General features: G+C 71.7%; 25 protein-coding genes. 19 read left to right on the top strand and 6 right to left on the bottom strand.

All coding sequences use genetic code 11. From position 1 onward, the window contains the following. Position 1: 1 nt before the first annotated feature. Positions 2-958 (top strand): diaminopimelate epimerase, encoded by a 957-nt coding sequence (dapF, locus tag ACX80N_RS15080; protein ID WP_459340045.1) that lies wholly within the window; start codon positions 2-4, stop codon positions 956-958. A gap of 26 nt (positions 959-984) precedes the next feature. Here dapF and ACX80N_RS15075 read toward each other — a convergent pair whose 3' ends face one another. Beyond that, on the bottom strand, positions 985-1,605 hold the full coding sequence (locus ACX80N_RS15075) for a class I SAM-dependent methyltransferase (RefSeq protein ID WP_459340044.1): 621 nt from the start codon (positions 1,603-1,605) through the stop codon (positions 985-987). 142 nt (positions 1,606-1,747) lie between these two features. Between ACX80N_RS15075 and hflX the strand changes: the two genes are divergently transcribed. Both hflX and ACX80N_RS15065 read left to right on the top strand, forming a co-directional pair. Next, a complete protein-coding gene (hflX, locus tag ACX80N_RS15070) occupies positions 1,748-3,328 on the top strand; it encodes a GTPase HflX (protein WP_105031586.1) in 1,581 nt (526 codons plus the stop codon). Continuing rightward, positions 3,321-5,402 carry an ATP-dependent DNA helicase gene (locus ACX80N_RS15065; RefSeq protein WP_459340043.1) on the top strand — a complete coding sequence of 694 codons (2,082 nt, stop codon included), beginning with the start codon at positions 3,321-3,323 and terminating at the stop codon, positions 5,400-5,402. The genes hflX and ACX80N_RS15065 overlap by 8 nt, the downstream gene beginning before the upstream one ends. A 95-nt stretch (positions 5,403-5,497) precedes the next feature. Here the strand turns inward: ACX80N_RS15065 and lexA are convergent, their stop codons facing one another. Next, positions 5,498-6,274, bottom strand: a complete 777-nt coding sequence (lexA, locus tag ACX80N_RS15060; RefSeq protein ID WP_459340042.1) for a transcriptional repressor LexA — start codon at positions 6,272-6,274, stop codon at positions 5,498-5,500. Between the two features lie 313 nt (positions 6,275-6,587). On the opposite strand from lexA, the gene ACX80N_RS15055 reads away from it, so the two are divergent. The 8 genes from ACX80N_RS15055 (at position 6,588) to ACX80N_RS15020 (ending at position 12,894) form a co-directional block, all read left to right on the top strand. Continuing rightward, positions 6,588-7,103 carry a LysM peptidoglycan-binding domain-containing protein gene (locus ACX80N_RS15055; RefSeq protein ID WP_459340041.1) on the top strand — a complete coding sequence of 172 codons (516 nt, stop codon included), beginning with the start codon at positions 6,588-6,590 and terminating at the stop codon, positions 7,101-7,103. Between the two features lie 106 nt (positions 7,104-7,209). Further along, positions 7,210-8,304, top strand: coding sequence for a histidinol-phosphate transaminase (locus tag ACX80N_RS15050; protein WP_459340040.1), 1,095 nt, complete (start codon positions 7,210-7,212; stop codon positions 8,302-8,304). Between the two features lie 146 nt (positions 8,305-8,450). Next, positions 8,451-9,068 (top strand): imidazoleglycerol-phosphate dehydratase HisB, encoded by a 618-nt coding sequence (hisB, locus tag ACX80N_RS15045; RefSeq protein ID WP_105031590.1) that lies wholly within the window; start codon positions 8,451-8,453, stop codon positions 9,066-9,068. After that, positions 9,065-9,703 (top strand): imidazole glycerol phosphate synthase subunit HisH, encoded by a 639-nt coding sequence (gene hisH, locus ACX80N_RS15040; protein WP_105031591.1) that lies wholly within the window; start codon positions 9,065-9,067, stop codon positions 9,701-9,703. Before hisB ends, hisH begins: the two co-directional genes overlap by 4 nt. A 4-nt stretch (positions 9,704-9,707) precedes the next feature. Continuing rightward, complete coding sequence (locus tag ACX80N_RS15035) at positions 9,708-9,866, top strand: hypothetical protein (protein WP_170068224.1); 159 nt, start codon at positions 9,708-9,710, stop codon at positions 9,864-9,866. Positions 9,867-9,932: 66 nt separating this feature from the next. Next, positions 9,933-10,691: a bifunctional 1-(5-phosphoribosyl)-5-((5-phosphoribosylamino)methylideneamino)imidazole-4-carboxamide isomerase/phosphoribosylanthranilate isomerase PriA gene (priA, locus tag ACX80N_RS15030; protein WP_459340039.1), complete on the top strand. Its 759-nt coding sequence runs from the start codon at positions 9,933-9,935 to the stop codon at positions 10,689-10,691. Beyond that, entirely contained in the window at positions 10,688-11,554 is an 867-nt protein-coding gene (locus ACX80N_RS15025) for an SseB family protein (protein ID WP_459340038.1), read from the top strand. The genes priA and ACX80N_RS15025 overlap by 4 nt, the downstream gene beginning before the upstream one ends. A gap of 29 nt (positions 11,555-11,583) precedes the next feature. Further along, positions 11,584-12,894, top strand: coding sequence for an MFS transporter (locus tag ACX80N_RS15020; RefSeq protein WP_459340037.1), 1,311 nt, complete (start codon positions 11,584-11,586; stop codon positions 12,892-12,894). Here the strand turns inward: ACX80N_RS15020 and ACX80N_RS15015 are convergent. Beyond that, the gene (locus ACX80N_RS15015; RefSeq protein WP_105031595.1) at positions 12,887-13,336 is read right to left on the bottom strand and encodes a DUF1844 domain-containing protein; all 450 of its coding nucleotides are present in this window, start codon (positions 13,334-13,336) and stop codon (positions 12,887-12,889) included. The two genes, ACX80N_RS15020 and ACX80N_RS15015, sit on opposite strands and share 8 nt — an antisense overlap. A 342-nt stretch (positions 13,337-13,678) precedes the next feature. Here ACX80N_RS15015 and infC point away from each other — a divergent pair, with 342 nt between their 5' ends. The 4 genes from infC (at position 13,679) to ACX80N_RS14995 (ending at position 16,564) form a co-directional block, all read left to right on the top strand. Then, positions 13,679-14,800 (top strand): translation initiation factor IF-3, encoded by a 1,122-nt coding sequence (gene infC, locus ACX80N_RS15010; protein WP_459340036.1) that lies wholly within the window; start codon positions 13,679-13,681, stop codon positions 14,798-14,800. 105 nt (positions 14,801-14,905) lie between these two features. Further along, positions 14,906-15,100: a 50S ribosomal protein L35 gene (gene rpmI / locus ACX80N_RS15005; protein WP_105031597.1), complete on the top strand. Its 195-nt coding sequence runs from the start codon at positions 14,906-14,908 to the stop codon at positions 15,098-15,100. 87 nt (positions 15,101-15,187) lie between these two features. Continuing rightward, entirely contained in the window at positions 15,188-15,577 is a 390-nt protein-coding gene (gene rplT, locus ACX80N_RS15000; RefSeq protein ID WP_105031598.1) for a 50S ribosomal protein L20, read from the top strand. 45 nt (positions 15,578-15,622) lie between these two features. After that, a complete protein-coding gene (locus ACX80N_RS14995; protein WP_459340035.1) occupies positions 15,623-16,564 on the top strand; it encodes a TrmH family RNA methyltransferase in 942 nt (313 codons plus the stop codon). A gap of 25 nt (positions 16,565-16,589) precedes the next feature. Here ACX80N_RS14995 and ACX80N_RS14990 read toward each other — a convergent pair whose 3' ends face one another. Beyond that, positions 16,590-17,828 carry an MFS transporter gene (locus ACX80N_RS14990; RefSeq protein ID WP_459340034.1) on the bottom strand — a complete coding sequence of 413 codons (1,239 nt, stop codon included), beginning with the start codon at positions 17,826-17,828 and terminating at the stop codon, positions 16,590-16,592. Positions 17,829-18,089: 261 nt separating this feature from the next. Here ACX80N_RS14990 and ACX80N_RS14985 point away from each other — a divergent pair, with 261 nt between their 5' ends. Next, positions 18,090-18,548: a (deoxy)nucleoside triphosphate pyrophosphohydrolase gene (locus tag ACX80N_RS14985; RefSeq protein ID WP_459340033.1), complete on the top strand. Its 459-nt coding sequence runs from the start codon at positions 18,090-18,092 to the stop codon at positions 18,546-18,548. On the opposite strand, the gene ACX80N_RS14980 is transcribed toward ACX80N_RS14985, so the two are convergent. Next, positions 18,545-19,591, bottom strand: a complete 1,047-nt coding sequence (locus ACX80N_RS14980; protein ID WP_459340032.1) for an Rv2578c family radical SAM protein — start codon at positions 19,589-19,591, stop codon at positions 18,545-18,547. The two genes, ACX80N_RS14985 and ACX80N_RS14980, sit on opposite strands and share 4 nt — an antisense overlap. A gap of 63 nt (positions 19,592-19,654) precedes the next feature. Here ACX80N_RS14980 and pcp point away from each other — a divergent pair, with 63 nt between their 5' ends. Continuing rightward, the gene (gene pcp, locus ACX80N_RS14975; RefSeq protein ID WP_459340031.1) at positions 19,655-20,293 is read left to right on the top strand and encodes a pyroglutamyl-peptidase I; all 639 of its coding nucleotides are present in this window, start codon (positions 19,655-19,657) and stop codon (positions 20,291-20,293) included. 9 nt (positions 20,294-20,302) lie between these two features. Here the strand turns inward: pcp and ACX80N_RS14970 are convergent, their stop codons facing one another. Continuing rightward, entirely contained in the window at positions 20,303-20,767 is a 465-nt protein-coding gene (locus tag ACX80N_RS14970) for an eCIS core domain-containing protein (protein WP_459340030.1), read from the bottom strand. A 197-nt stretch (positions 20,768-20,964) separates the two neighbouring features. Here ACX80N_RS14970 and pheS point away from each other — a divergent pair, with 197 nt between their 5' ends. Together pheS and pheT are read left to right on the top strand one after the other, a co-directional pair. Continuing rightward, on the top strand, positions 20,965-22,047 hold the full coding sequence (gene pheS, locus ACX80N_RS14965; protein WP_105031604.1) for a phenylalanine--tRNA ligase subunit alpha: 1,083 nt from the start codon (positions 20,965-20,967) through the stop codon (positions 22,045-22,047). Then, a complete protein-coding gene (pheT, locus tag ACX80N_RS14960; RefSeq protein ID WP_459340029.1) occupies positions 22,048-24,591 on the top strand; it encodes a phenylalanine--tRNA ligase subunit beta in 2,544 nt (847 codons plus the stop codon). It begins immediately after the preceding gene. Positions 24,592-25,222: the final 631 nt, after the last annotated feature.

The following is a 25,222-nucleotide window of genomic DNA, read 5'->3' as shown; positions in this document are numbered from 1 at the left end:
GGTGACCGATCACCTCGCCGACACTGCAGCCCCCTCCGCCCGGCAGTCCGCCGGGCTGTCCTTCTCGAAGGGCCATGGCACGGGCAACGACTTCATCCTGACCCTCGATCCCGACGGGGACGCGCCGACCGACGCCGCGGTCGTCGCCGCGCTGTGCGACCGGCACCGCGGGATCGGTGCCGACGGGTACATCCGCGCCGTCCGGTCCTCAGCGCTCCCCGAGGGGCGTGCCCTGCTGCAGACCGAGCCGGCCGCCGAATGGTTCATGGACTACCGCAACGGTGACGGATCGGTGTCGGAGATGTGCGGCAACGGGGTCCGGGTGTTCGTCCATTTCCTCCTCGCCCAGAAGGTGGCCGACCTGCCGCAGGGCGGGGAGCTGGCCATCGGGACCCGCGCCGGCGTCAAGCGGGTCACGCGATCGGGGGACGGCTACGCGGTGGACATGGGGCCGTGGGAGTTCATCTTCCCGGAGGCGGCCGTGGCACGGGGTATGGACTCCCTCGTCGCCATCGGCGGGCTCGACGTCGACCGTCCCGCGCTGTCGATCAGCATGGGTAACCCGCACACCGTCGTCGCCCTCGCCGAACGGACCGAACTCGATTCCACCGATCTCCACCGCGCACCGGCGGTCCAGCCGGTGCCGCCCGAGGGCACCAACGTGGAACTCGTGGTCCCGTCCGATCCGCTCGTGGGTGACGACGGCGTGGGGCGCCTCACGATGCGCGTGCACGAGCGCGGCGTCGGCGAGACCCAGTCCTGCGGCACCGGGGCCTGCGCCGCGGCCGCCGGTACCCGGTTCTGGGCGGGGGAGGGCGCACCGGCCCGGTGGCTCGTGACGGTTCCCGGCGGCGTCGTCGGCGTCACCTTCTTCGACGGCCCCGACGGTCGCGAGCACGTGCAGCTCAGCGGGCCGGCCGTCTTGGTGGCCGACGGCGTGCTGTCGACCCGCGGCTGAGCGGACGCGCCCCGGACGCCCCGGCATCACTGCCCGCGGCGCACCTCCAGGATGCGGAAGGACTTCGACGTCTCGGCGCGGCGGACGAGGAAGTCGTCCGGCAGTTCCCCGGCGAGCCAGCGCTGCAGGGAGTCGGCGCCGAGGTTCTTCTGCACCACGAGCCACGCGCTGCCACCGGGCGCGAGGCGCGGCAGCCAGCGGAGCAGCAGCGCGTGCAGCTCCTGTTTCCCGATCCGGATGGGCGGATTGGACCAGATCGTGTCGAAGGCCAGGTCCGCATCGACGTCGTCCGGGGTCGAGGCCACGACATTGCCCAGCCCCAGCCGCCGTGCGTTCTCGGCGGTCAGCGCAATGCACCGCTCGTTGACGTCGACGGCACGGACCTCGGCCTCCGGTGCCTTCAGCGCCATCGTGAGGGCGATCGGTCCCCAGCCGCACCCGAGGTCCAGCAGGCGCCGGCCCTCGGGGTCCGGCACGGATCCGAGGAGGATCGACGTGCCCTTGTCCACGCCGTCGGGGCTGAAGAGGCCCGACGAGGTCACGAGCTCCCTGCGCTCACCGGCGAGGACGACGGAGAGGGGCCTGCGCGTCTCGGGCCCGACCGGCCGGGCGCTGAAGTAGTGCTGCGGCTCCTGGGATGCGTCCATAGGGAAAAGCGTAGCGGCACGCCCTCGCCGGTCCCCGCCGGCGGTCCTCCTTCCGGCGCAAGGCGGTTTCGCCCCGCGAGAATACGCTGGAACGCCGTCGGTGGGCCGCCGTAGAATCGAACGACATTCACTGAAGGAGAACATGACCGAGAATCACGGACATCCCACCGGGGCCGACATGGGCCCGGAGGAGATCCAAGCCGTCATCGACCGGATCCTCGCCAGCGACGAAGCTGCCGCGGCGAAGGCGAAGAACGGGACGACACCGGAGAAGACCACCGCACCGATCGAGAAGACCTGGCGCTCCCGTGCGCTCGCGCTGTCGAGCGAGGACGAGCCCGCCGACGCCGACGGGGACCAGCAGGACCTGGCGGAACGCCGTGCGCTCCGCCGCGTGGCGGGTCTTTCCACCGAACTCGAGGACGTCACCGAGGTCGAGTACCGGCAGCTGAGGCTGGAGCGGGTGGTCCTCGCCGGCCTCTGGAGCGAAGGGACCGCGCTGGACGCCGAGAACTCGCTGCAGGAACTCGCCGCCCTCGCGGAGACTGCCGGATCGGAGGTGCTGGACGGCATCGTGCAGCGCCGCCTGAAGCCGGACCCCGCCACGTTCCTCGGCTCGGGCAAGGCCCAGGAGCTCAAGAGCATCGTCCAGGCGACCGGCGCCGACACCGTGATCGTCGACAGCGAGCTCTCCCCGTCGCAGCGCCGCGGCCTGGAGGACATCGTCAAGGTGAAGGTCATCGACCGCACCGCCCTGATCCTCGACATCTTCGCCCAGCACGCCCAGAGCCGCGAGGGCAAGGCCCAGGTCGAGCTGGCGCAGCTCGAGTACCTGCTGCCCCGCCTGCGTGGCTGGGGCGAATCGATGTCCCGCCAGGCCGGTGGCCAGGTCGGCAGCGCGAGCGCCGGCATGGGCTCCCGCGGTCCCGGTGAGACGAAGATCGAACTCGACCGCCGCAAGATCCGCACGAGGATGGCGAAGCTGCGCCGCGAGATCGCAGGCATGAAGCCGGCGCGGGAGACCAAGCGGTCCAACCGCAAGCGGAACCAGGTACCCTCCGTCGCCATCGCCGGCTACACGAACGCCGGCAAGTCGTCCCTGTTGAACCGGCTCACGGACGCCGGGGTCCTCGTCGAGAACGCCCTGTTCGCGACGCTCGATCCGACGGTGCGCCGGGCCGAGACCCCGGACGGCATCGGCTACACGCTCGCCGACACCGTCGGCTTCGTCCGGTCGCTGCCCACCCAGCTGGTCGAGGCATTCCGCTCGACGCTGGAGGAGGTCGCGGACGCGGACCTGATCCTGCACGTCGTCGACGTCTCGCACCCGGACCCGGAGGGCCAGCTCGCTGCGGTCCGCACCGTCCTGACCGAGGTCGATGCCCGCAAGGTGCCCGAGATCGTGGTCTTCAACAAGGCCGACGCCGCCGACCCGTTCGTCATCGAGCGGCTGCGGCAGCGCGAGCCGCGCTCCGTCGTCGTCTCCGCGCGCACCGGTGCCGGCATGACGGAACTGAAGCAGCTCATCAGCACGAACATCCCGCGTCCCGGCGTGAAGCTGGACCTGCTGGTGCCCTACGAGCGCGGCGAGGTCCTCAGCCGCCTGCACCAGGAGGACGTGGAGATCCTCGGCCTCGAGCATGTCGACGAGGGCACCCGCCTCGAGGTGATGGTCCGCGAGGGACTGGCAGCCGATCTGGAGCCGTACCTCCGGCATGGGTGACAGCACCCGATCCGGCGCCGTCGTCGCGGCGTCGGACCCGGCGCGCCACTCCGCCGAAGCCCGTCAGGCACTGGAACTGCTCGACGCCGCCGTGGCGGCCATGGGCGGCGAGATGCGCGCCGGCCAGCACGAGATGGTGCGGCAGGTCAGCGAGGCCATCCGCTCGGGCGACCACCTGCTGGTCCAGGCCGGCACCGGCACGGGGAAGTCCCTGGCGTACCTGGTCCCCCTGATCGCCCACGCCATGGACAGTGACCGCCCGTCCGTGGTCTCGACGGCGACGCTCGCCCTCCAGGCCCAGATCGTGGGCCGTGACCTGCCACGCCTCCTCGATGCCGTGAAACCCGCTCTCGCGCGCCCCGTCGACGTCGCGCTCCTCAAGGGCCGTTCCAACTACGTGTGCCTGCACAAGACCGGCGGAGGCTTCCCCGAGGAGGACGCCCCCGACGCCCTCTTCAGCCTCGGCGAGGACGCAGCACCGCACCCCTCCCCGGCCCTCGGCGGGGGAGGCCCCGCGTCGGCACTCGGCAGGGAGGTGGTCCGGCTGCGCGAGTGGGCGGAGGACACGGACACGGGCGACCGCGACGACCTCGTCCCCGGTGTCAGCGACCGCGCGTGGCGGCAGGTGTCGGTCTCCAGCATGGAGTGCCTGGGCGCCGCCCGCTGCCCGATGGCCCAGGAGTGCTTCAGCGAGAAGGCGCGCGCCGCTGCCGCGGACGCTGACATCATCATCACGAACCACGCGATGCTCGCCATCAGCGCGTTCGAGGGGCTGGCCGTCCTGCCCGAGTACGACGTCGTCGTGATCGACGAGGCGCACGAACTCCACGACCGCGTGACCGGGGCGGTCTCCGGACAGCTCTCCGCCTCCATGGTGAGCGCCGCCGCGACCGCCCTCCGCCGCCACGCCTCGATCGGCACCGCAGCCCTCGACACCGCGGCGTCCGCCTTCGAGGCGGCCTCCGAACTCGTGCCCTCCGGGCTCCTGCCGGGCGGCCTCCCCGACGACCTCGAGGAATCCCTCGCGCAGGTCCGGGACGCCGCACGCGCCGCGCTCTCCGACACGAAGACGGACGGCAAGTCGGAGGCCGACGTCGACGGCGGGCGGCAGGTTGCACGCTCCCGCGTCACCCTGGTGTTCGACCTCGCCGAGCGGATCCTCGCGGCCGCAGACCTCGATGAGGTGGTCTGGGCGTCCCGGCCGAGCACCTTCACGCCCGGATCCGGCTACGCGCAGCCGGATGAGAGTGCGCCCGCGACGCTGAACGTGGCGCCGCTCTCGGTGGCGGCGCGCCTGCGGGAGGGCCTCTTCGAGGACCACACCGTGGTGCTCACCTCCGCGACGCTCGCGATCGGTGCCGAGTTCGGACCCGTCGCGGGATCGCTGGGCCTCAGCGGCCCCGGCGCGCCGGCCTGGACCGGCGTCGACGTCGGCAGCCCGTTCGACTACCCGCGGCAGGGCGTGCTGTACGTGGCGAAGGACCTGCCGAAGCCCGAACGCGGCACGTCCGACGCGCAGCTGGCAGAACTGCTGACCCTGCTCCGGGCATCCCGCGGGGGAGCCCTGGGACTCTTCTCCTCCAAGCGGGCTGCCGAGGAGGCGGCGGAGGCGCTGCGCCCCCAGGTCGACTTCGAGATCCTCTGCCAGGGGGAGTCCTCCCTCAACGCCCTGGTCACGCAGTTCGCTGATGAGCCGGACACCTGCCTGTTCGGCACCATGTCCCTCTGGCAGGGCGTGGATGTGCCGGGCGCCTCGTGCCGCCTGGTGGTGATCGACCGCATCCCGTTCCCGCGGCCGGACGATCCGCTCATGACGGCGCGGACACGGGCCGTGGCCCGCAACGGCGGCAATGGCTTCATGAGTGTCTCCGCGACGCATGCCGCGATCCGCCTCGCACAGGGCGCCGGCCGCCTGATCCGGTCGGGAGGCGATCGGGGCGTCGTCGCGGTCCTTGACAGCCGCCTCGCGACGGCTCGCTACGGCGGGTTCCTCCGGGCTGCGCTACCGCCCTTCTGGGCGACCACGGACAGGGCCACCGTCACCGGGATCCTGGAGCGGCTCTCCACCCGCTGACGGCCCGGCCCGGCCCCGGCAGGTCCGGGCACCCAACCACGAGGGGCGCCGCAGTCACCGGACTGTAGGCGCCCCTCGGGCGGAGAGCGGGGCGCCTACAGTGCGCGCATCACCGAGACGACCTTGCCCATGATGCTGGCGTGGTCGCCGAGGATGGGCTCGTAGCGCGTGTTCTGGGGCAGCAGCCACGTGTGTCCGTCCCGTTGACGGAACGTCTTCACCGTGGCCTCGTCATCGAGCAGCGCTGCGACGATGTCCCCGTTCTGGGCGCTCTGCTGCTTGCGGACCACCACCCAGTCGCCGTCGCAGATGGCGGCGTCGACCATCGAGTCGCCGGAGACCCTGAGCATGAACAGGTCGCCGTGGCCCACGAGCTGTCGGGGCAGGGGCATGACGTCCTCGACCACCTGATCGGCGAGGATCGGGCCACCAGCGGCGATACGGCCGACCAGTGGGACCAGCGCGGTGTCCACCGCGACCCGGTGCTCCGCCGAGGTCTTCCGCTCCGGCGACCCGTCGGGACCCGCCGGCGCCTCGGCGGGCAACGTCAGCGGCAGCAGGACCTCCATGGCGCGGGGGCGCTTGGGGTCGCGCCGGAGATAGCCGAGCCGTTCGAGCTGGGACAGCTGATGCGTCACGCTCGACAGGCTCGCCAGACCCACGGTGTCACCGATCTCCCGCATGGACGGCGGGTAGCCCTTGTCCGCGATCGAGCGCTGGATCGTCTCGAGGATGGTCAGCTGACGTGCGGTCAGTCCCTTGGACACCGAGCGGCCCCGCGGGCGGCCCCGGCCCGCGGTGATCGGAACGGCGTCGCCGGGGACGTCGGCGATGTTCGATTCCTGCCGGACTGCCGGTGTTGGTTCCGCCACTGTTCTGCCTTTCGCCTGGGACCGCAGATCCCGTGGAGCCCACCACCGGCATTCCGCTGCGGCGGAATCCATTGTGTCGGTGGCGGGTGATTGTCTGAGGTGCATCGACGGCCTGCCTGCCGCTCAGCAGCGGCAGAGGCCGGTGATGCCCTGTCCTGATCACGCTAGGGCAGGCCTGCATGCTTTTCAAACATATGTTCGAGCGAGTCTCGACAACGGTCGTCGGTGAGTGCTAGAACTGAGTTCGAGTTAATTAGAACATCCGTTCGAAACGGGCGTCCAGCCCGGAACGGCTATTCGAAGGAAAAGAGGCTTGGCAATGGCTGAAGCACGAGTTCTGCAGGGCAGCACGGCGCTGTGGGCGCTGACACCCGGCCGCCCGGAAGTGCCCTTCCGCGCGGTCCCCGCGGGTCGCATCCGGCCGACGCGGCTCCGTACCTCCACGCAGCGGAGTACGGAGCGGAGTACGGAGCGGATCGCCGGCCCGGTCGCAGGGCGGCTCGAGGAGCGGAACCCGGAGCGTCCCCTCACCCTGACGCGCCGCGGACGGCTGCTGCTGGTCGGTCTGCCCATCGCGCTGGGCGTGGCGGCGCTCATCCTCCTCGGTGCCTTCCTCACCTCCCAGGCGCAGGCGGGCGAGTCCCTGCCGGAATCGTCCGCGACCGTCGAGGTCAGCGTCGCGGCGGGGGAGTCACTGTGGGACCTCGCGCTGCGCCACGCCCCCGATCGCGATCCCCGGGACGTCGTGGCGGAGATGGTCGAGCTCAACAACCTCCGCGGCTCGGTGGTCCAGGCCGGGCAGAGCATCGCGGTACCCGTCGGGGGATAGCACCGAAGGCGAGGTCCCCGGCCGGAACCCCGACCGGATGGTCCCATCGGACCGACCGAATCGAGCGCGATTACCGGCGGAAGGGGGCATCCCTTAAACTTGTCGAGTGCCTTCCTCCGTCGACGCCCTAGCGAACCTGCCCCTGCGCGATGACCTCGTGGGCCTGCACCCGTACGGGGCCCCGCAGCTGGACGTGCCGATCCTGCTCAATGTCAACGAGAACACGCACGGCGTGCCGGCTGACGTGCATGCCGCCATCGTCGACGCCGTCGCGGAGGCCACGCAGGGCCTGAACCGGTATCCGGACCGCGAGTTCACCGAGCTCCGCAAGAACCTGGCGGACTACCTCGGCCATGGCCTCACCCCGGACCAGCTGTGGGCGGCCAACGGATCGAACGAGGTGCTGCAGCAGGTGCTGCAGGCGTTCGGCGGGCCCGGACGGACGGCGCTCGGGTTCCCTCCCACCTACTCCATGTACCCGCTGCTGGCCAGCGGCACCGGGACGCGCTACGTGACGGCGGAGCGCGGGGCCGCGTACGCCATGACGCCGGAGAGCACGGCCCGCGCGGTGCGCGAGTCCGGGTCGAACATCGTGTTCCTGTGCTCGCCGAACAACCCCACCGGGACCGCGCTCGGCCTCGACGTCATCGAGGCCGCCTATGAGGCCGGCGAGGCCGCCCGCGCTGTCATCATCGTCGACGAGGCCTACGGGGAATTCGCGCAGACGGGGACGCCGAGCGCGCTGACCCTGCTGCCGGGGCGCCCGCGCCTGCTCGTCTCCCGCACCATGAGCAAGGCCTTCGCTCTCGCGGGCGCGAGGATCGGCTACCTCGCGGCAGCCCCGGAGGTCGCCGACGCGCTCCGGCTGGTGCGCCTGCCGTACCACCTGTCCGCGATCACCCAGGCGGCCGCCAATGCGGCGCTGACGCACGCGGAGACCCTGCTCTCGAACGTCGAGGCCATCAAGGTGCAGCGGGACCGCATCGTGCGCGAACTCGTGCGTCTGGGGCTCCGCCCCGCGCCGTCGGACTCCAACTTCGTCTTCTTCTCGGGCCTCGAGGACCCGCACCGGGTCTGGGAGGGGCTCCTGGAAGCAGGTGTCCTCATCCGGGACGTCGGGATCCCGGGGTCCCTGCGCGTGACCGCGGGAACAGAAGAGGAGACCACGGTGTTCCTCTCGGCGTTGGAGAAGTTGCTGTAGCCCCCGAGGACCGAGCTGCGCCGCCGTCGCATCTCCTAGACTTGAGGGGCAGTGGACGCACACGGCCCGTCGCCGTGCACCACCTCCCGCCACCAGACGAATGTCGATCCGCGCGCCGATGACCGGCAGCGCACCGAAGGAATGCAATGACAGTTGATGCCGCCCGCGGCCGCACCGCCCGGATCGAGCGCGTCACGAGCGAGTCCAGCGTCCTCGTCGAGCTGGACCTCGACGGCACCGGGGTGTCCTCGATCGACACCACCGTCCCCTTCTACGACCACATGCTCACAGCGCTGTCGAAGCACTCGCTGATCGACCTGACCATCAGGTCCTCGGGCGACACGCACATCGATGTCCACCACACCGTCGAGGACACCGCCATCGCGATCGGCGAGGCGCTCCGGAGCGCCCTCGGGACCAAGGCCGGGATCCGGCGCTTCGGCGAGGCCACGGTGCCGCTCGACGAGGCCCTGGCCAACGCCGTCGTCGACATCTCGGGTCGCCCGTTCCTCGTGCACGGCGGGGAGCCGGCGGGCCAGGAGTACCACCTGATCGGCGGCCACTTCACCGGATCGCTCACGCGCCACGTGTTCGAGGCCCTGGCCCTGCACGCCGGGATCTGCCTCCACGTCACCGTCCTCGCCGGCCGCGACCCGCACCACATCGTCGAGGCCCAGTTCAAGGCACTGGCCCGTGCCCTGCGTGCAGCGGTGGAGCCCGACCCGCGCGTCGAGGGCATCCCGTCCACGAAGGGGACGCTATGAGTGCGCGCACCGTCACGGTGCTCGACTACGGCTCGGGCAACGTCCGCTCCGTCGTCCGCGCCCTGGAGCACGTCGGCGCCGACGTCGTGCTGAGCGCAGAGCCCGACGACGTCCTCAACGCCGACGGCCTGCTCGTGCCCGGTGTCGGCGCGTTCGCCGCCGTCATGAAGGGGCTCAAGGACGTCGACGCCCTCCGTATGATCGGCAGGCGCGTGGCCGGCGGCAGGCCCGTCCTCGGGATCTGCGTGGGACTGCAGGTGCTCTTCGACGAGGGCGTGGAGCACGGCGTCCGCACCCCCGGCATGGGTGAATGGCCCGGTACGGTGGAGCGGCTCCAGGCCGACGTCGTGCCGCACATGGGCTGGAACACCGTCCAGGCGCCCGAGGACACCGTCCTGTTCGACGGCATCGGGGACGAGCGCTTCTACTTCGTGCACTCCTACGGCGTCCAGGACTGGCGTTTCGACGTCACCCAGCCGGCCATGAAGCCCCCGCAGGTCACCTGGGCCGAGCACGGTACCCCCTTCATCGCGGCCGTCGAGAACGGGCCGCTCAGCGCCACGCAGTTCCACCCCGAGAAATCGGGCGACGCCGGCGCGCAGCTGCTGCGGAACTGGATCGAGGGGATGCGGTGAGGCCGTGCTGAGCCTCGTGCTCATGGGCGCCGCCGGTGTCCTCATCGGAGGTGCCTTCTCCCTGCGCAGCCAGGACTTCCCCCGCTGGGTCTGGATCGCCTTCCTCGTGCTGGCGGGACTCTCGCTCCTGGCCGCCTACCTGTTCACGCTTCCCGGCGACTAGCCGCCACACCCGCCCCGACCGACCCGCTCGACCGACCAGGCCCGACAGCCCGTACGAAAGCAGACCATGAGCCCCTTCGCCGAATCGCCCACGCTCGAACTCCTCCCCGCCGTCGACGTCGCCGACGGCCAGGCCGTGCGCCTGGTGCAGGGCGAGGCCGGCAGCGAGACCGGGTACGGCGACCCGCTCGACGCCGCTCTCGCCTGGCAGGAGGCCGGCGCGGAGTGGGTGCACCTCGTGGACCTGGACGCCGCCTTCGGCCGGGGCTCCAACCGGGACCTGCTCGAGCGCGTGGTCCGCCACCTCGACATCAAGGTCGAACTCTCCGGAGGCATCCGGGACGACGCGACACTCGACGCAGCCCTCGAGCTCGGCGCCACGCGCGTCAACCTCGGCACGGCTGCGCTCGAGAACCCCGAGTGGACCGAACTGGCCATCGCCCGGTACGGCGACGCCGTCGCCGTCGGGCTCGACGTCCGCGGCACCACCCTCGCCGCGCGCGGCTGGACGGAGGACGGCGGTGACCTCTGGGAAGTCCTGCAGCGCCTCGAGGACGCGGGCTGCGCACGCTACGTGGTCACGGACGTGACAAAGGACGGAACCCTCAGGGGCCCGAACATCGCGCTGCTCCAGGAGGTCCTCGCGAGGACCACGCGACCGGTCGTGGCGTCGGGCGGGATCTCGAGCCTCGACGACGTCGCGGCGCTCCGCGAACTCGTGCCCTCCGGCCTCGAGGGCGCGATCGTCGGCAAGGCACTCTACGCGGGAGCGTTCACCCTGCCGCAGGCCCTCGACGTGGCGGGACTGCCCGCCACGGACGCGTGACCGGACGGCAGCTTCCCGCGCACATCGCGGCGGCCCTCGCGGGCAATACCGCCGACTCCGCCGGGCAGGCGTGGGCGGGCCGCGACCTGTCCGGGCCGGACAACCCCCTGCACGCGTTCGACGACGACGACGGCACAGCCGACCCCGCACTGGCTGCCGCCGTCGCCGGGCTGCTCGGTGCTCCCGACCGATCGGTGGATCAGCCGGGGCCCCGCGAGAGGGCTGTGTTCAGCGCCCTCACGACCGCGCGGGTCTTCATCCCCATCGTCGCCCGGCTCGCGCAGCCGGGGGAGGGGGTCTCCGGTGTGCAGTCCGACAAGGAAGCGGAGATGGCACTCGTCACGCTCACCGCGCCGGACGGGCGCAGGGCCCTGCCGGTCTTCTCGTCCACCCGCGCCCTCGAGCGCTGGCACCCGGACGCCCGCCCCGTCGCGGCGTACGCGGCACGCGCCGCCCTCGCCGCCGCGGCGGAGGACGCCGAGCTGATGGTGCTGGACCCGGGCGCGGACCTGACCGTCGTGGTCCGCCGTCCCGCTGTGTGGGCCCTCGCCCGACAGATCCGGTGGACGCCGTCCTACGAGGACCCCGCACTGGCTGCGCTGGTGGAGACGGCGGCGCGCGGGGAGCAGGACGTGCTCGCAGTAGCCCTGCGACCCGCCGCAGGCGTCCTCACGCGTACGGCCGACGGTACTATTGCCTCCGGTGGGGGTCCCGGTCCGGAGCTGCGCATGGACCTGCAGCTCCGCGGAGGGTTGTCGCCGCAGGAGGTACGCGATGCCGTCGCGTCCTTCCGCGGGAAGCTCCTGGGCCTCACCGACTTCGTGGAACGCGTCGACTCGCTCGACATCAAACTGACCCGCTGACGGATCCGTCGGCCAGGAAAGACACACACGTGAACTTCGCCGTCTACCGTGATCTGCTGCGCATCCGCTCCGTCCGGACCCTGCTGATCGTCGGGATGATCGCCCGCTTCCCCCACTCGGCGGCGGGCGTGCTCCTGACCCTGCACGTCGTGCAGACCCTCGATCGCGGCTATGCGGAGGCGGGGGCCGTGGCCGCCGTCGTCACCATCGGTATCGCCGTCGGTGCCCCGTGGCGCGGCCGGCGGATCGACGAGGCAGGACTGCGCCGGGCGCTCGTCCCCTCCGTCATCGCGGAGGCGGCCATCTGGTCCGTCGCCCCGCACCTGCCCTACGAGTGGCTGCTCCTCGCCGCCCTCGTCGGCGGGCTCTTCACCCTCCCGGCGTTCTCGGTGATCCGGCAGGCGCTCGGAGTACTGGTCGACGGTGATCGACGGCGCACGGCCTTCACGCTCGACGCCATCTCCACGGAGGTCGTCTTCATGGCCGGGCCGGCCGTGGGCATCGTCCTGGCCACCCAGGTGTCCTCCGTGCTCGGTCTGACCCTCGTGGGCCTCGCCACCGCCGCGGCCGGTGTCTTCCTCATGTGGTTCAACCCGCCGACGCGCTCCGACCAACTGCCCGACGCCGGGACCGTATCGGCAGCCGCACCGGCCGGCGTCGGCGACGCCGCAGCCGACCTCATCGGATCCTCCGACGCGACCCCGGCCGCCGGTGCTTCGATGCTGCGCCGGGGGGTGCGCCGGGCCTTCCCGTGGCTGACCGTGCCGCTCGTCCTGGTCATGGTGACCGCCGCAGGGGCCGGGCTCGCCCTCTCGGGCTCCGAGGTGGGCATCGTGGCGGCGCTCGAACTCGCGGGCAAGGAGGATCAGCTCGGGCTCGTCTTCGTGGCGTGGTGCGCCGCCTCGGTGGTGGGAGGCCTCGTCTACGGTGCCCTGCACCGGCCGGTCCCGCCGTCGCTCCTCCTGCTCGGCATGGCGCTGCTGACGCTGCCCATGGGCTTCGCCGACTCGACGCTGTCGCTGGCGCTGCTCTCGATCCCGCCGGGCCTGCTCTGCGCCCCGGTCCTCTCGGCGGCATCGGAGAAGGTCGCCGATCTGGTGGCCGAGGACAGGAGGGGTGAGGCGATGGGATGGTACGGCTCGGCGCTGACCTCCGGCGTGGCGCTCGGGGCACCCCTGGCGGGTGTCCTCATCGACCTGACCGGCCCCTGGGGCGGTTTCACGGCCGTGGCCGTGGTCTCGGCGCTGATCGGTGTCGTCGCCTTCCTCGCCCGTCACCTGGAGCGGTCACCGGTCGGGGCCGGGACCGCACACCGGGAGGCAGCCGGCGGGGCTAGTTGACCGGACCCGTGTACTTCTCGCCGGGACCCTTGCCGGGCGGGTCGGGGATGATCGAGGCCTCGCGGAAGGCCAGCTGCAGGGAACGGAGCCCGTCACGCAACGGGCCCGCGTGCTGGGAACCGATCTCGGGTGCCGCGGCGGTCACGAAGCCGGCGAGGGCGGTGATCAGCTTCCGCGCCTCGTCCAGATCCTTGAGCTGCTCCGCGTTCTCCTCGTGGCCGAGGCCGCACTTCACGGCGGCGGCACTCATGAGATGGACCGCGGACGTGACGATCACCTCCACGGCGGCCACCTCCGAGATGTCACGCATCTGCCGTCGGACGTCCTGCTCCGCCTCCGAGGCGCCTGCGGCGTGCTCCTGCTCGTCGGCGAAGCTGCGCCGGGAGGTCGTCGCGGCTCCGGTGTCGGAGGCCTGCTGCGGATTGTCGTGTGGGGTGTCCATACTGGTAAGCTTGGCATAGACCAACCGGTCGCTGGTACTCGTCGTGCTCCCTCAGGGAGTCCGCCGTAACCGGACCGGGACGCAAGCGGAGTCCTCTCCCACCCGCGTTTGCCTGGTGCGGCCCCTCGCCGCATTGCAGGTAGCCGGGTTTCATGGTCGGTCCTGCCGATGATCGTGCAGGGGGCTTCGGCTTCCTCCGACGGTGCGGGACCGGTTACCGAGGCCTCCTGTTGCGCGTGCGATGGGAGGCCTTCTTTCGTCTGCAGGCGGTTTCAGCTTGAGAATCCACAGGAGTGACACATTAGCGAGCCAAGAATCAACGATCGTATCCGCGTTCCCGAGGTGCGGTTGGTCGGACCTGCCGGCGAACAGGTAGGAATCGTCCGTATCGAGGACGCGCTCCGACTTGCCGCCGAATCCGACCTGGATCTTGTCGAGGTAGCACCGCAGGCGAAGCCGCCGGTCGCCAAGCTCATGGATTTTGGTAAGTACAAGTACGAAGCGGCCGTCAAGGCGCGCGAGGCCCGGAAGAACCAGACCAACACGGTCCTGAAGGAGATCCGTTTCCGCCTCAAGATCGACACGCACGACTACGAGACCAAGCGCGGGCACGCGATCCGCTTCCTCGGCGCCGGCGACAAGGTCAAGGCCATGATCCAGTTCCGCGGGCGCGAGCAGCAACGCCCCGAGATGGGCATCCGCCTCCTGCAGAAGTTCGCGGAGGACGTGGCCGAGGTCGGCGTCGTCGAGTCGTCGCCCCGCATCGACGGGCGCAACATGGTCATGGTCATCGGTCCCACCAAGAACAAGGCCGAGGCCAAGGCCGAAGCGCGCCGTGCCACGCAGCGCGCCGAGGCGAAGGCCGCCAACGAGGCTGCAAAGAACGGCGAGGCGCCGCCGCGCGTCGACACCTCGGGCCTAGGCAATGCCCCGCTGACGCAGTCCCTCGCGGACCTGCTGCCCGAGGGCTACTCGATCAGGAGCGCTCCCGAGGCGGAGGCGCCCGAGACCGACGCGCCGACGACGGACGCCCCTCAGGCTCCCGCCCAGGACGCGTCCACCGCGGGGACGACGCAGGCGGTCGAAGCCCCGGTCGCACAGGCGCCGACGGCGGAGCCGGCTCCGGCCCGCACCTCGTCGGCCCCGCGGTCGACGGCGACGCCTCCTGCCGCCGAGCGTCCCGCGACGTCGAGGCCGGCATCGGCCCCGCGCCCGGCGGCATCGCGCCCCACGTCGGCTGCTCCGGCACCCCGGCCTGCATCGGCTGCTCCGGCACCCCGGCCCGCATCGGCAGCCCCGGCGCCGAGGCCGGCCGCAGCGGCACCGAAGCCGTCCGCGGCAGCCCAGCCCTCGGCCATGCCGAAGCCCGGAGCGCCGAAGCCTTCGGCGACCCCCAAGCCCGCCGGCAGGACGGCTCCCAGCAAGAGCCCGACCAGCCGTCCCAAGCCCGGAAGCACGGACTAGGGCCCAGGCCCGGTCCTGACGGGCCCGTTCCACAACCAGCAGGCACCGCCACGGTGCCGACCTCCGGGTGCACCCGCCCCGGCTATCAGAAGGAGATCGGTCCCCATGCCGAAGATGAAGACCCACAGCGGTGCCAAGAAGCGCTTCAAGCTGACCGGCAGCGGAAAGCTGAAGCGCCAGCAGGCCAACCGCCGTCACTACCTCGAGCACAAGTCCTCGACCGTGACGCGCCGCCTCGCGAGCGACCAGATCGTCTCGAAGGCCGACACCAAGACCATCAAGAAGATGCTGGGCGTCTAACCACCTATCCACCCCGGGTAAGCGCACGCACGACAAGTGCGGCGCTGCGGCTGCGGCCGTCACCGAAGAACACGAAGGAGTACACACGTGGCACGTGTGAAGCGGGCAGTCAATGCCCACAAGAAGCGTCGGGTCGTCCTCGAGCGGGCCAAGGGCTACCGCGGACAGCGTTCGCGCCTGTACCGCAAGGCCAAGGAGCAGCTGCTCCACTCGTTCGTCTACAGCTACGGCGACCGCCGCAAGCGCAAGGGCGACTTCCGTCGGCTCTGGATCCAGCGCATCAACGCTGCGTCCCGCGCGAACGGTCTGACCTACAACCGCCTGATCCAGGGCCTGAAGGCCGCCGAGATCCAGGTCGACCGCCGTATGCTCGCCGACCTCGCCGTCACGGACGGTGCCGCCTTCGCCGCACTCGTCCAGATCGCGAAGAACGCCCTGCCGGCCGACACGTCGGCTGCGCTCAAGGCCTCGGTCTAGGCGCATCGGCTGGTGCGGGCCCCCGGCCCCGCCCTCCGGGAGACGATGACTGTGCACGGACGCCCCCAGGCGCCACTGATGACCAACACCCAGGCTGACCGGGTGAAGGAGGTGGCACGCCTGGCCGGGCGTCCGTCGCGTTTAAGGCGCCGGGAGTTCCTCGCCGAGGGGCCTCAGGCTGTCCGCGAGGCGCTGCGCCTGCACCTCGAGCGGCGTGAGGGCGGTGCTGACGGCGTCGTCGTGGACGTCTACGCCACGCTGGAGGCCCTCAAGCGGCACGACGACATCGCCGGCCTCCTCGAGCAGCGGGACGCGCCGGATGTGCGCCGGGTGACCCCCGACGTGCTGGCGGCGATGTCCTCGACGGTCACGCCCCAGGGGTTCGTGGCCGTCTGCCGGTTCATCGACGCCCCGCTGGAGGACGTGCTCGCCCGGGGGCCGCGGCTCGTGGCCGTGCTCGTCGAAGTGAGGGATCCGGGGAACGCCGGGACCATCATCCGGGCCGCCGACTCCGCCGGGGCCGACGCGGTGATCCTCACGGGAGCCAGCGTCGATCCCTACAATCCCAAGACCGTGCGGTCCACCGTGGGATCACTGTTCCACCTGCCGCTCGTGCTCGGCGTGGATCTCGAGGGACTGACGGAACGGCTGGGAACGGCCGGGCTGACGGTGCTCGCGGCCGACGGCTACGGCCCCGTGGACCTCGACGGGTTGCAGGACGCGAGTGCGGCGCGCCGTTTCGGAGCGGCGGGGAGCCAGGGTCAGGACCAGGAGCCGACCGGGCCCGGAACCGCCGCTCGGGTGCGGCTCGAGGACCCGAGTGCGTGGCTCTTCGGCAACGAGGCGCAGGGGCTGCCCGCAGCGCTGACGGCCGCCGCGGATGCGCGCGTGGCCGTCCCGGTGTACGGGAACGCGGAGTCCCTCAACGTCGGCACGGCGGCAACGGTTTGCCTGTACGCCTCGGCCCGCGCGCAGCGACCCGGCTGAACCCCAGTCCTTCCGGCGCAGCGCCTCAGGAGGGGACGGGCATCGACGGGCGCCGCGTCCGCTGCCCGCGGCGCCGGTCCATCCGACCGCTGACGAGGGCGACCGCGAGGCCGAGCACCGCAAGACCGGCCCCCACCAGGGCGGGAGCCGTGAAGCCCCAGCCTGCCGTGATGACGGCGCCCCCCACGGCTGCACCGAGGGCGTTGGCGAGGTTCAGCGAGGAGTGGTTCATCGACGAGGCGAGGGAGGGGGCGCCGGGGGAGACGTCGAGGAGCCGTGCCTGGAGGGGTGGGATGAGCGTGGAACCGCTCGCTCCCACCAGGAACACGAAAAGGCACGCGCTCCACGGCGTGCCGGCCGCCAGCGGGAAGACGAGCAGCACGCAGGTGATGGCGGCCATCGACCCGTAGATGCTTCCCATGATGGACCGGTCCGCCAGCCGTCCGCCCAGGATGTTGCCGACCACCATGCCGACGCCGTACAGGGCGACGACGAACGGCAGCAGGGACGCCCTCACCCCCGCCACCTCGGTCATCACGGGGGCGATGTAGGAGTAGACGGCGAAGAACCCGCCGAACCCCACGATGCCGATGAGCAGCGTCATCCACAGCTGCGGCCGGCGCAGCGCCCCCAGCTCGGCCCTGATGCTCGCGCCGGGCCGCACGGGAACAGCCGGGACGAAGGCCCTGATCAGTACCAGCGTCGCCGCGCCGATCACGCCCACGAGCAGGAACATGGAGCGCCAGCCGAACTGCTGTCCGACCCAGGTGGCGAACGGCACCCCGACGACGTTGGCGATGCTGAGTCCGAGCATCACCATCGAGATGGCCCGCCCGCGTCGGGCAGGATCGGCGAGGGACGCGGCGATGACGGCGGCCACGCCGAAGTAGGCGCCATGCGGCAGGCCGGACAGGAACCGCGAGACCAGCATCCACCCGAACCCCGACGCGAAGAACGAGGACAGGTTGGCCAGGGTGATGACCAGGGCGAGGACGAGGGCCACGGAACGCTGCGGCCGCTTCGCGCCGAGCGTGGCGAGCACCGGCGCCCCCACGACGACGCCGAGCGCGTAGGCGGAGATCACCTGGCCGCCGCGCTCGTAGTCCACCCCCAGGTCGGCGCGCATCTCCTCGAGCAGGCCCATGATGGTGAACTCGGTGGTCCCGAGTGCGAAGCCTCCCACCGCGAGCGCCCCGATGGCCAGGGCCAGCGGGCGACCCCTGAGCCGCTGGGAGGATGTCGGGGGCGAAACGGGGGCGGTCATGGGTGTGTCCTTGCGGCGGGGATCGGGAGAGGTCTGTCGCCGCGACACCCGGAGCGGGTGTGCTGCAGGGGACGGCGACGTGGACGCCGTCGTCTCCTCCAAGCGTAGGCGATGCCCACGTCCCGTCAGGAAGCGCAACCGGACGCGGCGCCGCGGAAGGAATCCCGCATCATCCCCGGCCGTCCTACCGTCATCGGACGACGTCCCGGTCCAGCAGCGGCCCCGGGCCGGCGGCTTCCGCTGCGTGGATAGACTCGGCGGGTGACACGACCCGCAGAGACACCGCTCCGCCAGATCGTCGGGGCGGCCGTCGTCGACTCCCTCCAGCATCCCACCCGGCTCCTCGTGGCCCGCCGGACGGCGCCGCCGCAGTTCGCCGGGATGTGGGAGTTCCCCGGCGGGAAGGTGGAGGCAGGGGAGACCTGCCAGGAGGCGTTGCTGCGCGAACTCGGCGAGGAGCTCGGCATCGCGGCGCGGCTGGGGCCGGAGATCCCCGGCCCGCACCCGCAGGGATGGCCGCTCAGCGCCGCTGCCGCGATGCGCGTGTGGCTGGCCGAATCGTCGGCCGGTGAGGCGGCGCCCCTGCAGGACCACGACGAGGTGCGCTGGGTGTCGCTCGGCCCCGGTGAGGAGCTCGACGCCCTGCCCTGGATCCCGGCCGACAGGCCCATCCTCGTCGCGCTGCGGGCCGTCACGGCCCGCGCGGGTGATCTGACCTAGAACAGCGACGCCTGGACCGGTGCGGCGGCAGCCGGAAGGGTGGCCGGCGCCTGCGGTCCCTCGGGCGAGAGATTGCGGAAGAATCCGGCGCCTGCCGTCAGGCCGTGCTTCTTCCTGAACACCCGGATCCTGCCGGAGAGCCACTCCCGGTACTCCTTGGACGCGTAGCTCCCGCCCCGGTAGAGCCCCTCATACTTCCCGACCAGGTGCGGGTGGTGGGCCGCGAGCCACTGCATGAACCACTCCCTGGAGCCGGGCCGCAGGTGCAGGGGGCCGGCGCTCACGCCGGTGGCACCGGCTGCCGCGAGCTCGCCGAACAGCCGGTCGAGCGATTCGTCGCCGTCCGTCAGCCAGGGCAGGATCGGCATGGCCATCACCCCGCAGGGCAACCCGGCCTCGCGCAACCGGGAGATGAGGGCCAGGCGTGCCTTCGGCGCCGGGGTGCCGGGCTCGATCGCCTCGGCGAGGACGGGGTCCACGAGGGCGAGCGAGATGCCCATCCCGACGGTGACCGACTGCGCCGCGGCTCTCAGCAGCGGGAGGTCGCGCGCCAGGAGTGTGCCCTTCGTGAGGATGGAGAAGGGTGTGCCCGAGTCCGCGAGCGCGGAGATGATGCCCGGCATGAGCCGGTAGCGCCCCTCGGCCCGCTGGTACGGGTCGGTGTTCGTGCCCAGGGCCACGTGCTCGCGCGCCCACGACGGGCGGCGCAGTTCGCGGGCGAGCACCTCGGCGGCGTTGACCTTCACGACGAGCTGCGCATCGAAGTCGAGACCCGTGTCGAGGTCGAGGTAGCTGTGCGTCTTGCGGGCGAAGCAGTAGACGCACGCGTGGGAGCAGCCCCGGAACGGGTTGATCGTCCAGGAGAACGGCATGGACGACGTGGGCGGGACCCTGTTGAGGACGGACTTCGCGGTGACCTCGTGGAAGGTGATGCCCGCGAACTCGGGCGTCTGCACGCTCCTCAGCAACCCCGCCAGGGGGAGCAGGGCGGGCTTCGCCGGCGCGACCTCGTCCGCCGACATCGTCTGGCCTTCCCACCGCATGCACCCAGTAGAACATGTGTACTAATTCGGCGCCACTCCTGCGGACTGTCCTAGGCTGGGGCCATGATCCTGCTGACCGGCTTCGAACCCTTCGGGGGAGAATCGACCAATCCGTCCTGGCTGGCCGCCGAGCACGCGGCGCAGGTGCTCCGGGGGCAGGGGAGGGAGGCGGTGGCCGTGGAACTCCCGTGCGTCTTCGGCCGGAGTGCCGATGTGCTCGCAGCCGCGATCGAGCGGCACCGGCCGGACATCGTCCTGTGCGCGGGGCAGGCCGGCGGGCGTACGAGCATCTCGGTGGAGCGCGTGGCCATCAACGTCGACGACGCCCGTATCCCCGACAACGCGGGACGCCGGCCCGTCGACGAACCCGTGGTCGCCGACGGACCGGCCGCGTACTTCTCCACCCTGCCCATCAAGGCCTGCCATGAGGCGGTGGCCGCCGTCGGCCTCCCCGTCGAGGTCTCGCAGACGGCCGGTACGTACGTCTGCAACCACGTGTTCTACGCGCTCATGCACCTCCTGGCGGACCGGCGCGGGATCCGCGGCGGGTTCGTCCACGTGCCCTACTCGACCGGGCAGGCCGCCGGACACGGTCAACCCGGGCTGGCCGTGGAAGCGATGGCTGCAGCCCTCGTCGTCATCGCGACCACGACGGCGGACACCGCGACGGACGTGCGGATCGCCGCAGGCGCGGAGCACTGACGCGCGCGCCTAGGAGCTGCCGGCGCGCCGCGCGGCGACGGCGGCCCGGACCCCCTCGGCCACCGGTCGGAGGGGCCGCTCGCGGTAGCCGCCGTCGGCCAGTCCGGCCCCGCGCTCGAACACGTTGCGGGACGCCGGGTCACCCGTGCGCAGGAGCGAGTAGGCAGCGGCCGTGAGGTAGGCCGGCAGGAACGGCAGACCGAGGCAGGCGGCGTACTGGCGGGCGTGGCGGGCCTCGTGCTCGAGGAGCCGGGCGAATCCGGCAGGCGCGTCCCGCGGCGCGCGGCCCCGGAGCAGTACCACGCTGCCCACCGTGAAGGCCCTGGCCTTCGGCAGGCGCCGCCGGTAGCCCTCGGCCAGCAGGATGCCGTCCGGGCCGACCGACACCCGGCACCCGGACAGGGCGGCCACCAGGAGGCCGCACGGCGTCGACAGATTGATCCAGTTCAGGAGCGGCACGAGCCTCCGGTTCATGCCGCCATCCTACTGAAGCACGCGAGGCGGGTCAGCAGGACGGGCTCCCTGCCCGCGCGGGCGGTTGCGGCGTCGCCGAGCGGGTCGCCTAGACTTGACACGCCGGTGCGCCCCGCTGCGACCCGGCGTTTTCCTGTCCACGGCACGGCCCGCCCCCATCGGCCGCCCGCCGCACGAGTGCAAGGTGAATCACCGCCATGTCCGAAACCCCAGATCACGCCGCGCCCGACGGCCCCGAGGCCCAGGTCCCCGATCCGCTGGACGCCTCGTCGGTCGCCGCGGCCGTGGACGCCGCGCTCGCCGCCATCGCGGCGGCGGAAGACCTCGACGAACTGAAGGCGGTGCGGATCGCGCACACCGGCGAGAAGTCGCCCCTGAGCCTCGCCAACCGGGGGATCGGGGCCCTGCCCAAGGAGCAGAAGTCCGCCGCCGGCAAGAACATCGGCCCGGCCCGCGGCCGGATCAACCAGGCGCTCGCCGCCAGGACCGCCGAGCTCGAGATCGAGCGCGACGCGCGCATCCTGGTCGAGGAGGCCGTCGACGTCACCGCGGCTCCGCGCCGGCGCCGGACCGGCGCCCGGCACCCGCTGTCCACCCTGCAGGAGCGGGTCAGCGACGTCTTCGTCGGGATGGGCTGGGAGATCGCCGAGGGCCCCGAGCTCGAATCCGAGTGGTTCAACTTCGACGCCCTGAACTTCAAGCCCGATCACCCGGCGCGCGAGATGCAGGACACCTTCTTCGCCGAGCCGCCCGAGGCCCACCTCGTGCTGCGCACGCACACCTCGCCCGTCCAGGTCCGCTCCATGCTCGAGCGCGACCTCCCGATCTACGTCCTGTGCCCGGGCAAGGTCTTCCGCACGGACGAGCTCGACGCCACCCACACCCCGGTCTTCCACCAGTTCGAGGGCCTCGCCATCGACAAGGGCCTCACCATGGCCGACCTCGTGGGGACGCTCGAGCACTTCACGCAGCAGCTCTTCGGGGACGACGCGAAGGTCCGCCTGCGCCCCAACTACTTCCCCTTCACGGAACCGAGTGCGGAGCTCGACATCTGGCACCCGGGCGCCAAGGGCGGCCCGCGCTGGATCGAGTGGGGCGGCTGCGGCATGGTCAACCCCAACGTCCTGCGCGCCACGGGGATCGACCCGGAGGTCTACTCCGGCTTCGCCTTCGGCATGGGGATCGAGCGGGCGCTCATGTTCCGCAACGAAGTCAGCGACATGCGGGACATGATCGAGGGCGACGTACGTTTCAGCGAACACTTCGGGATGGAGATCTAGATGAGAATCCCACTGTCCTGGCTGCGCGAGTACGCAGCCGTGCCCGCGGACGCCACCGCGGAAGACGTGATGGCCGAGCTCGTGAAGGTGGGGCTGGAGGAGGAGGACGTCCACCGCCCCACGGACGAACTGACGGGGCCGATCGTGGTGGGCCAGGTGCTCAGCGCCGTCAAGGAGCCGCAGTCCAACGGCAAGACCATCAACTGGTGCCAGGTCCGCGTGGTCCCCGAAGGCGCCGAGCAGACACTCGCCGGGGACGGCATCGACCCGACCGGAGTGCAGGGCATCGTCTGCGGTGCGCACAACTTCGTCGAGGGTGACAAGGTGGTGGTGACGCTGCCGGGCGCCGTCCTGCCCGGCGACTTCCGCATCAGCCCGCGCAAGACCTACGGGCACGTGTCCGCCGGCATGATCGCGTCCGTCCGGGAACTGGGCATCGGCGACGACCACGACGGCATCCTGGTGCTCTCCACCCTGGGGCTCGACCCGGAGGTCGGCACGGACGCGATGGAGCTGCTCGGCCTGTACGACGAGGCCGCGGAGATCAACGTGACACCGGACCGCGGCTACTGCTTCTCCCTGCGGGGGGTCGCCCGCGAGTACGCCCACGCCACCGGGACGCCGTTCACGGACCCCGCCGCCAGCGTCGTCGTGCCTCCCGCCGTGGGCACCGGCTATCCGGTCCGGCTCGAGGACGCCGCGCCCATCCACGGCACGCCGGGCTGCGACCGGTTCGTGGCGCGCACCGTGCGCGGTGTGGACCCCACCCGGCCCACACCGCCGTGGATGTCCGCGCGCCTGCGCCTGGCGGGGATCCGGTCCATCTCGCTCGTCGTCGACATCTCCAACTACGTGATGCTCGACCTCGGGCAGCCGCTGCACTTCTACGACCTCGACAAGCTCTCGGGCGACATCGTGGTGCGGCGTGCCGTGGAGGGCGAGACGCTGCGCACCCTCGACGACAGGGAGCGCACGCTGGACGTCGAGGACCTGCTGATCACCGACGCCTCGGGCCCGATCGGCATCGCCGGCGTGATGGGCGGCGCGTCCACCGAGGTCTCCGACGCCACGAGCAATGTGCTGATCGAGTCCGCCCACTTCGACGACGTCAGCATCGGGCGCTCGCGGCGCCGCCACCGGCTGCCCTCCGAGGCGTCCCGGCGCTTCGAGCGCGGCGTCGACTGGCACATCGCCGACGTCGCCGCGCAGCGCGCCGTCGAGCTGCTCCTCGAGCTCGCCGGCGGGACCGTCGACGACGCCGCCACCGACGTCGGGCAGGCTCCCGCGCCGCGCGTCATCGAGCTCGCGGCCGACTTCCCGGCCCGCCTGATCGGACGCGACTTCACGGACGAGCAGATTCGTGGCACCCTGACCGATCTCGGAGCCACCGTCGAGCAGACGGACGGCGGCTACCGTGTCACGGCGCCGAGCTGGCGCACGGACCTCGAGACCCGCGAGGACCTGACCGAGGAGGTCATCCGGCTCGTCGGGTACGACACCATCCCGTCCACGCTGCCGGTCGCCCCTCCGGGCCGCGGCCTCACGCGCGTCCAGCAGCAGCGCCGCCGGCTCCTGAACGCCCTCGCGGCCGCAGGGCTCACCGAGGTGCTCTCCTACCCCTTCGTCAGCGAACGGTCCAACGCGGTCTTCGGCACCCCCGAGGCAGGAGCCGCCGTCGGATCGGTGAAGCTGGCGAATCCGCTCAGCGCCGAACTCGGGTACCTGCGCCGGTCCATCCTCCCGGGCCTGGTCGAGCTCGCGAAGCGGAACCACTCCCGGGGCTTCCGCGACCTCGCCCTGTTCGAATCCGGTGCGGTCTTCCTGCCCGGCGCGTCCGTCGGCACGGAGTCCATCCCGCCGCTGGGCATCAGGCCCGACGACGCCGTGCTCGACGCGCTGTACGCCGGGATCCCCGACCAGCCGTTGACCATCGCCGCGCTGCTCACGGGCCACGAGGTCCCGCCGTCGGCCGGTGCCACGCCCCGGTCCTGGGACTGGGCCGACGCCGTCGACCTGGTGCGGCTCATGGCACAGGTGACCGGCGTCGACGTCGTGGTGCGGCAGGGGAGCCACCAGGCCTTCCACCCCGGTCGCACGGCCGAGTTCACGCTGCGCAGCGGCGAGGTGCTGGGGTACGCCGGCGAACTCCACCCGAAGCTCCTCGCTGCGCAGGACCTGCCCGCCCGCACCGTGGCGCTCGAGATCGACGCGGACCTGCTGTTCGACGCCGCCGCGGACGTCATCGTGGCGCGCCCGCTGTCCACGTATCCGCCCGCGACCCAGGATGTCGCACTCGTCGTCGACGCCGGCGTCGTGGCAGGCGAGGTGCTCGAGACCCTGCGCGAGGGGGCCGGAGAACTCCTCGAGGATGTCGGCCTGTTCGATGTGTACACGGGACAGGGCATTGGGGAAGGGCGGAAGTCGCTGGCGTTCGCCCTGCGGTTCCGGGCGCCCGACCGCACCCTGACCGCGGACGAGGCGAGCGCCGCACGCGACGCCGCCGTGGCCCTCGCCGCCGAACGGTTCGGCGCGGTACAGCGCTAGGCACCACCGGGGCACCGGGGCGGCAGGACTGCCCCCGGTGCCCCGGTAGGATCCCCGTCCGACCGGCGCCCGAGGCGTTGCTCCGTAGGATGTCCGTCATGAGGGCGTCATGTAGCAGGAGATGGGCGACATACGGACCCCGGCGGGATCCGGAGAAATACAATGGTCGCCTCGACGGCTTCGGCCGCCGGAACGGCAACTTCGGACCTCGGCTCTCCTCTCCTGGCCTCTGCAGCATCGCGGGAGCCGCGGCGTTCCGGCAGGGCACGGCCCTGCCCCTCGACAACCTGCGGTGCGGGCACGATGGGGGCCCTCCCGCACCGGTACGACCCGTCGGAAGCCGCGCCCATGTCCGGCACCCATCGTTTACTCCGTCGCCTGGCCGCCCTCTGCGTGGCGGTCCTCTGGCTGGCCACCTCATGTACCCCGCTGCCGGTCCGAACGAGCGTTCCGGAGGCGCCTCCGCCGACGTCCCGGTCCTTCCCCAGCGGATCCGGACCGGCGGGGGAGGACCGGATCCCCGGACGATGGGCCCCGTCCTTCCCTGGCCCTCCGACGTCGAGGGTCCAACCGCCTGAGACCGGACCGGCGCCCGGTATCCACGGGTGCGACCCGCCGCCCGGCACGTCCT

It is taken from the genome of Arthrobacter sp. MDT2-16 (assembly GCF_054510925.1).
This window is presented reverse-complemented; position numbering and strand designations above follow the sequence as displayed.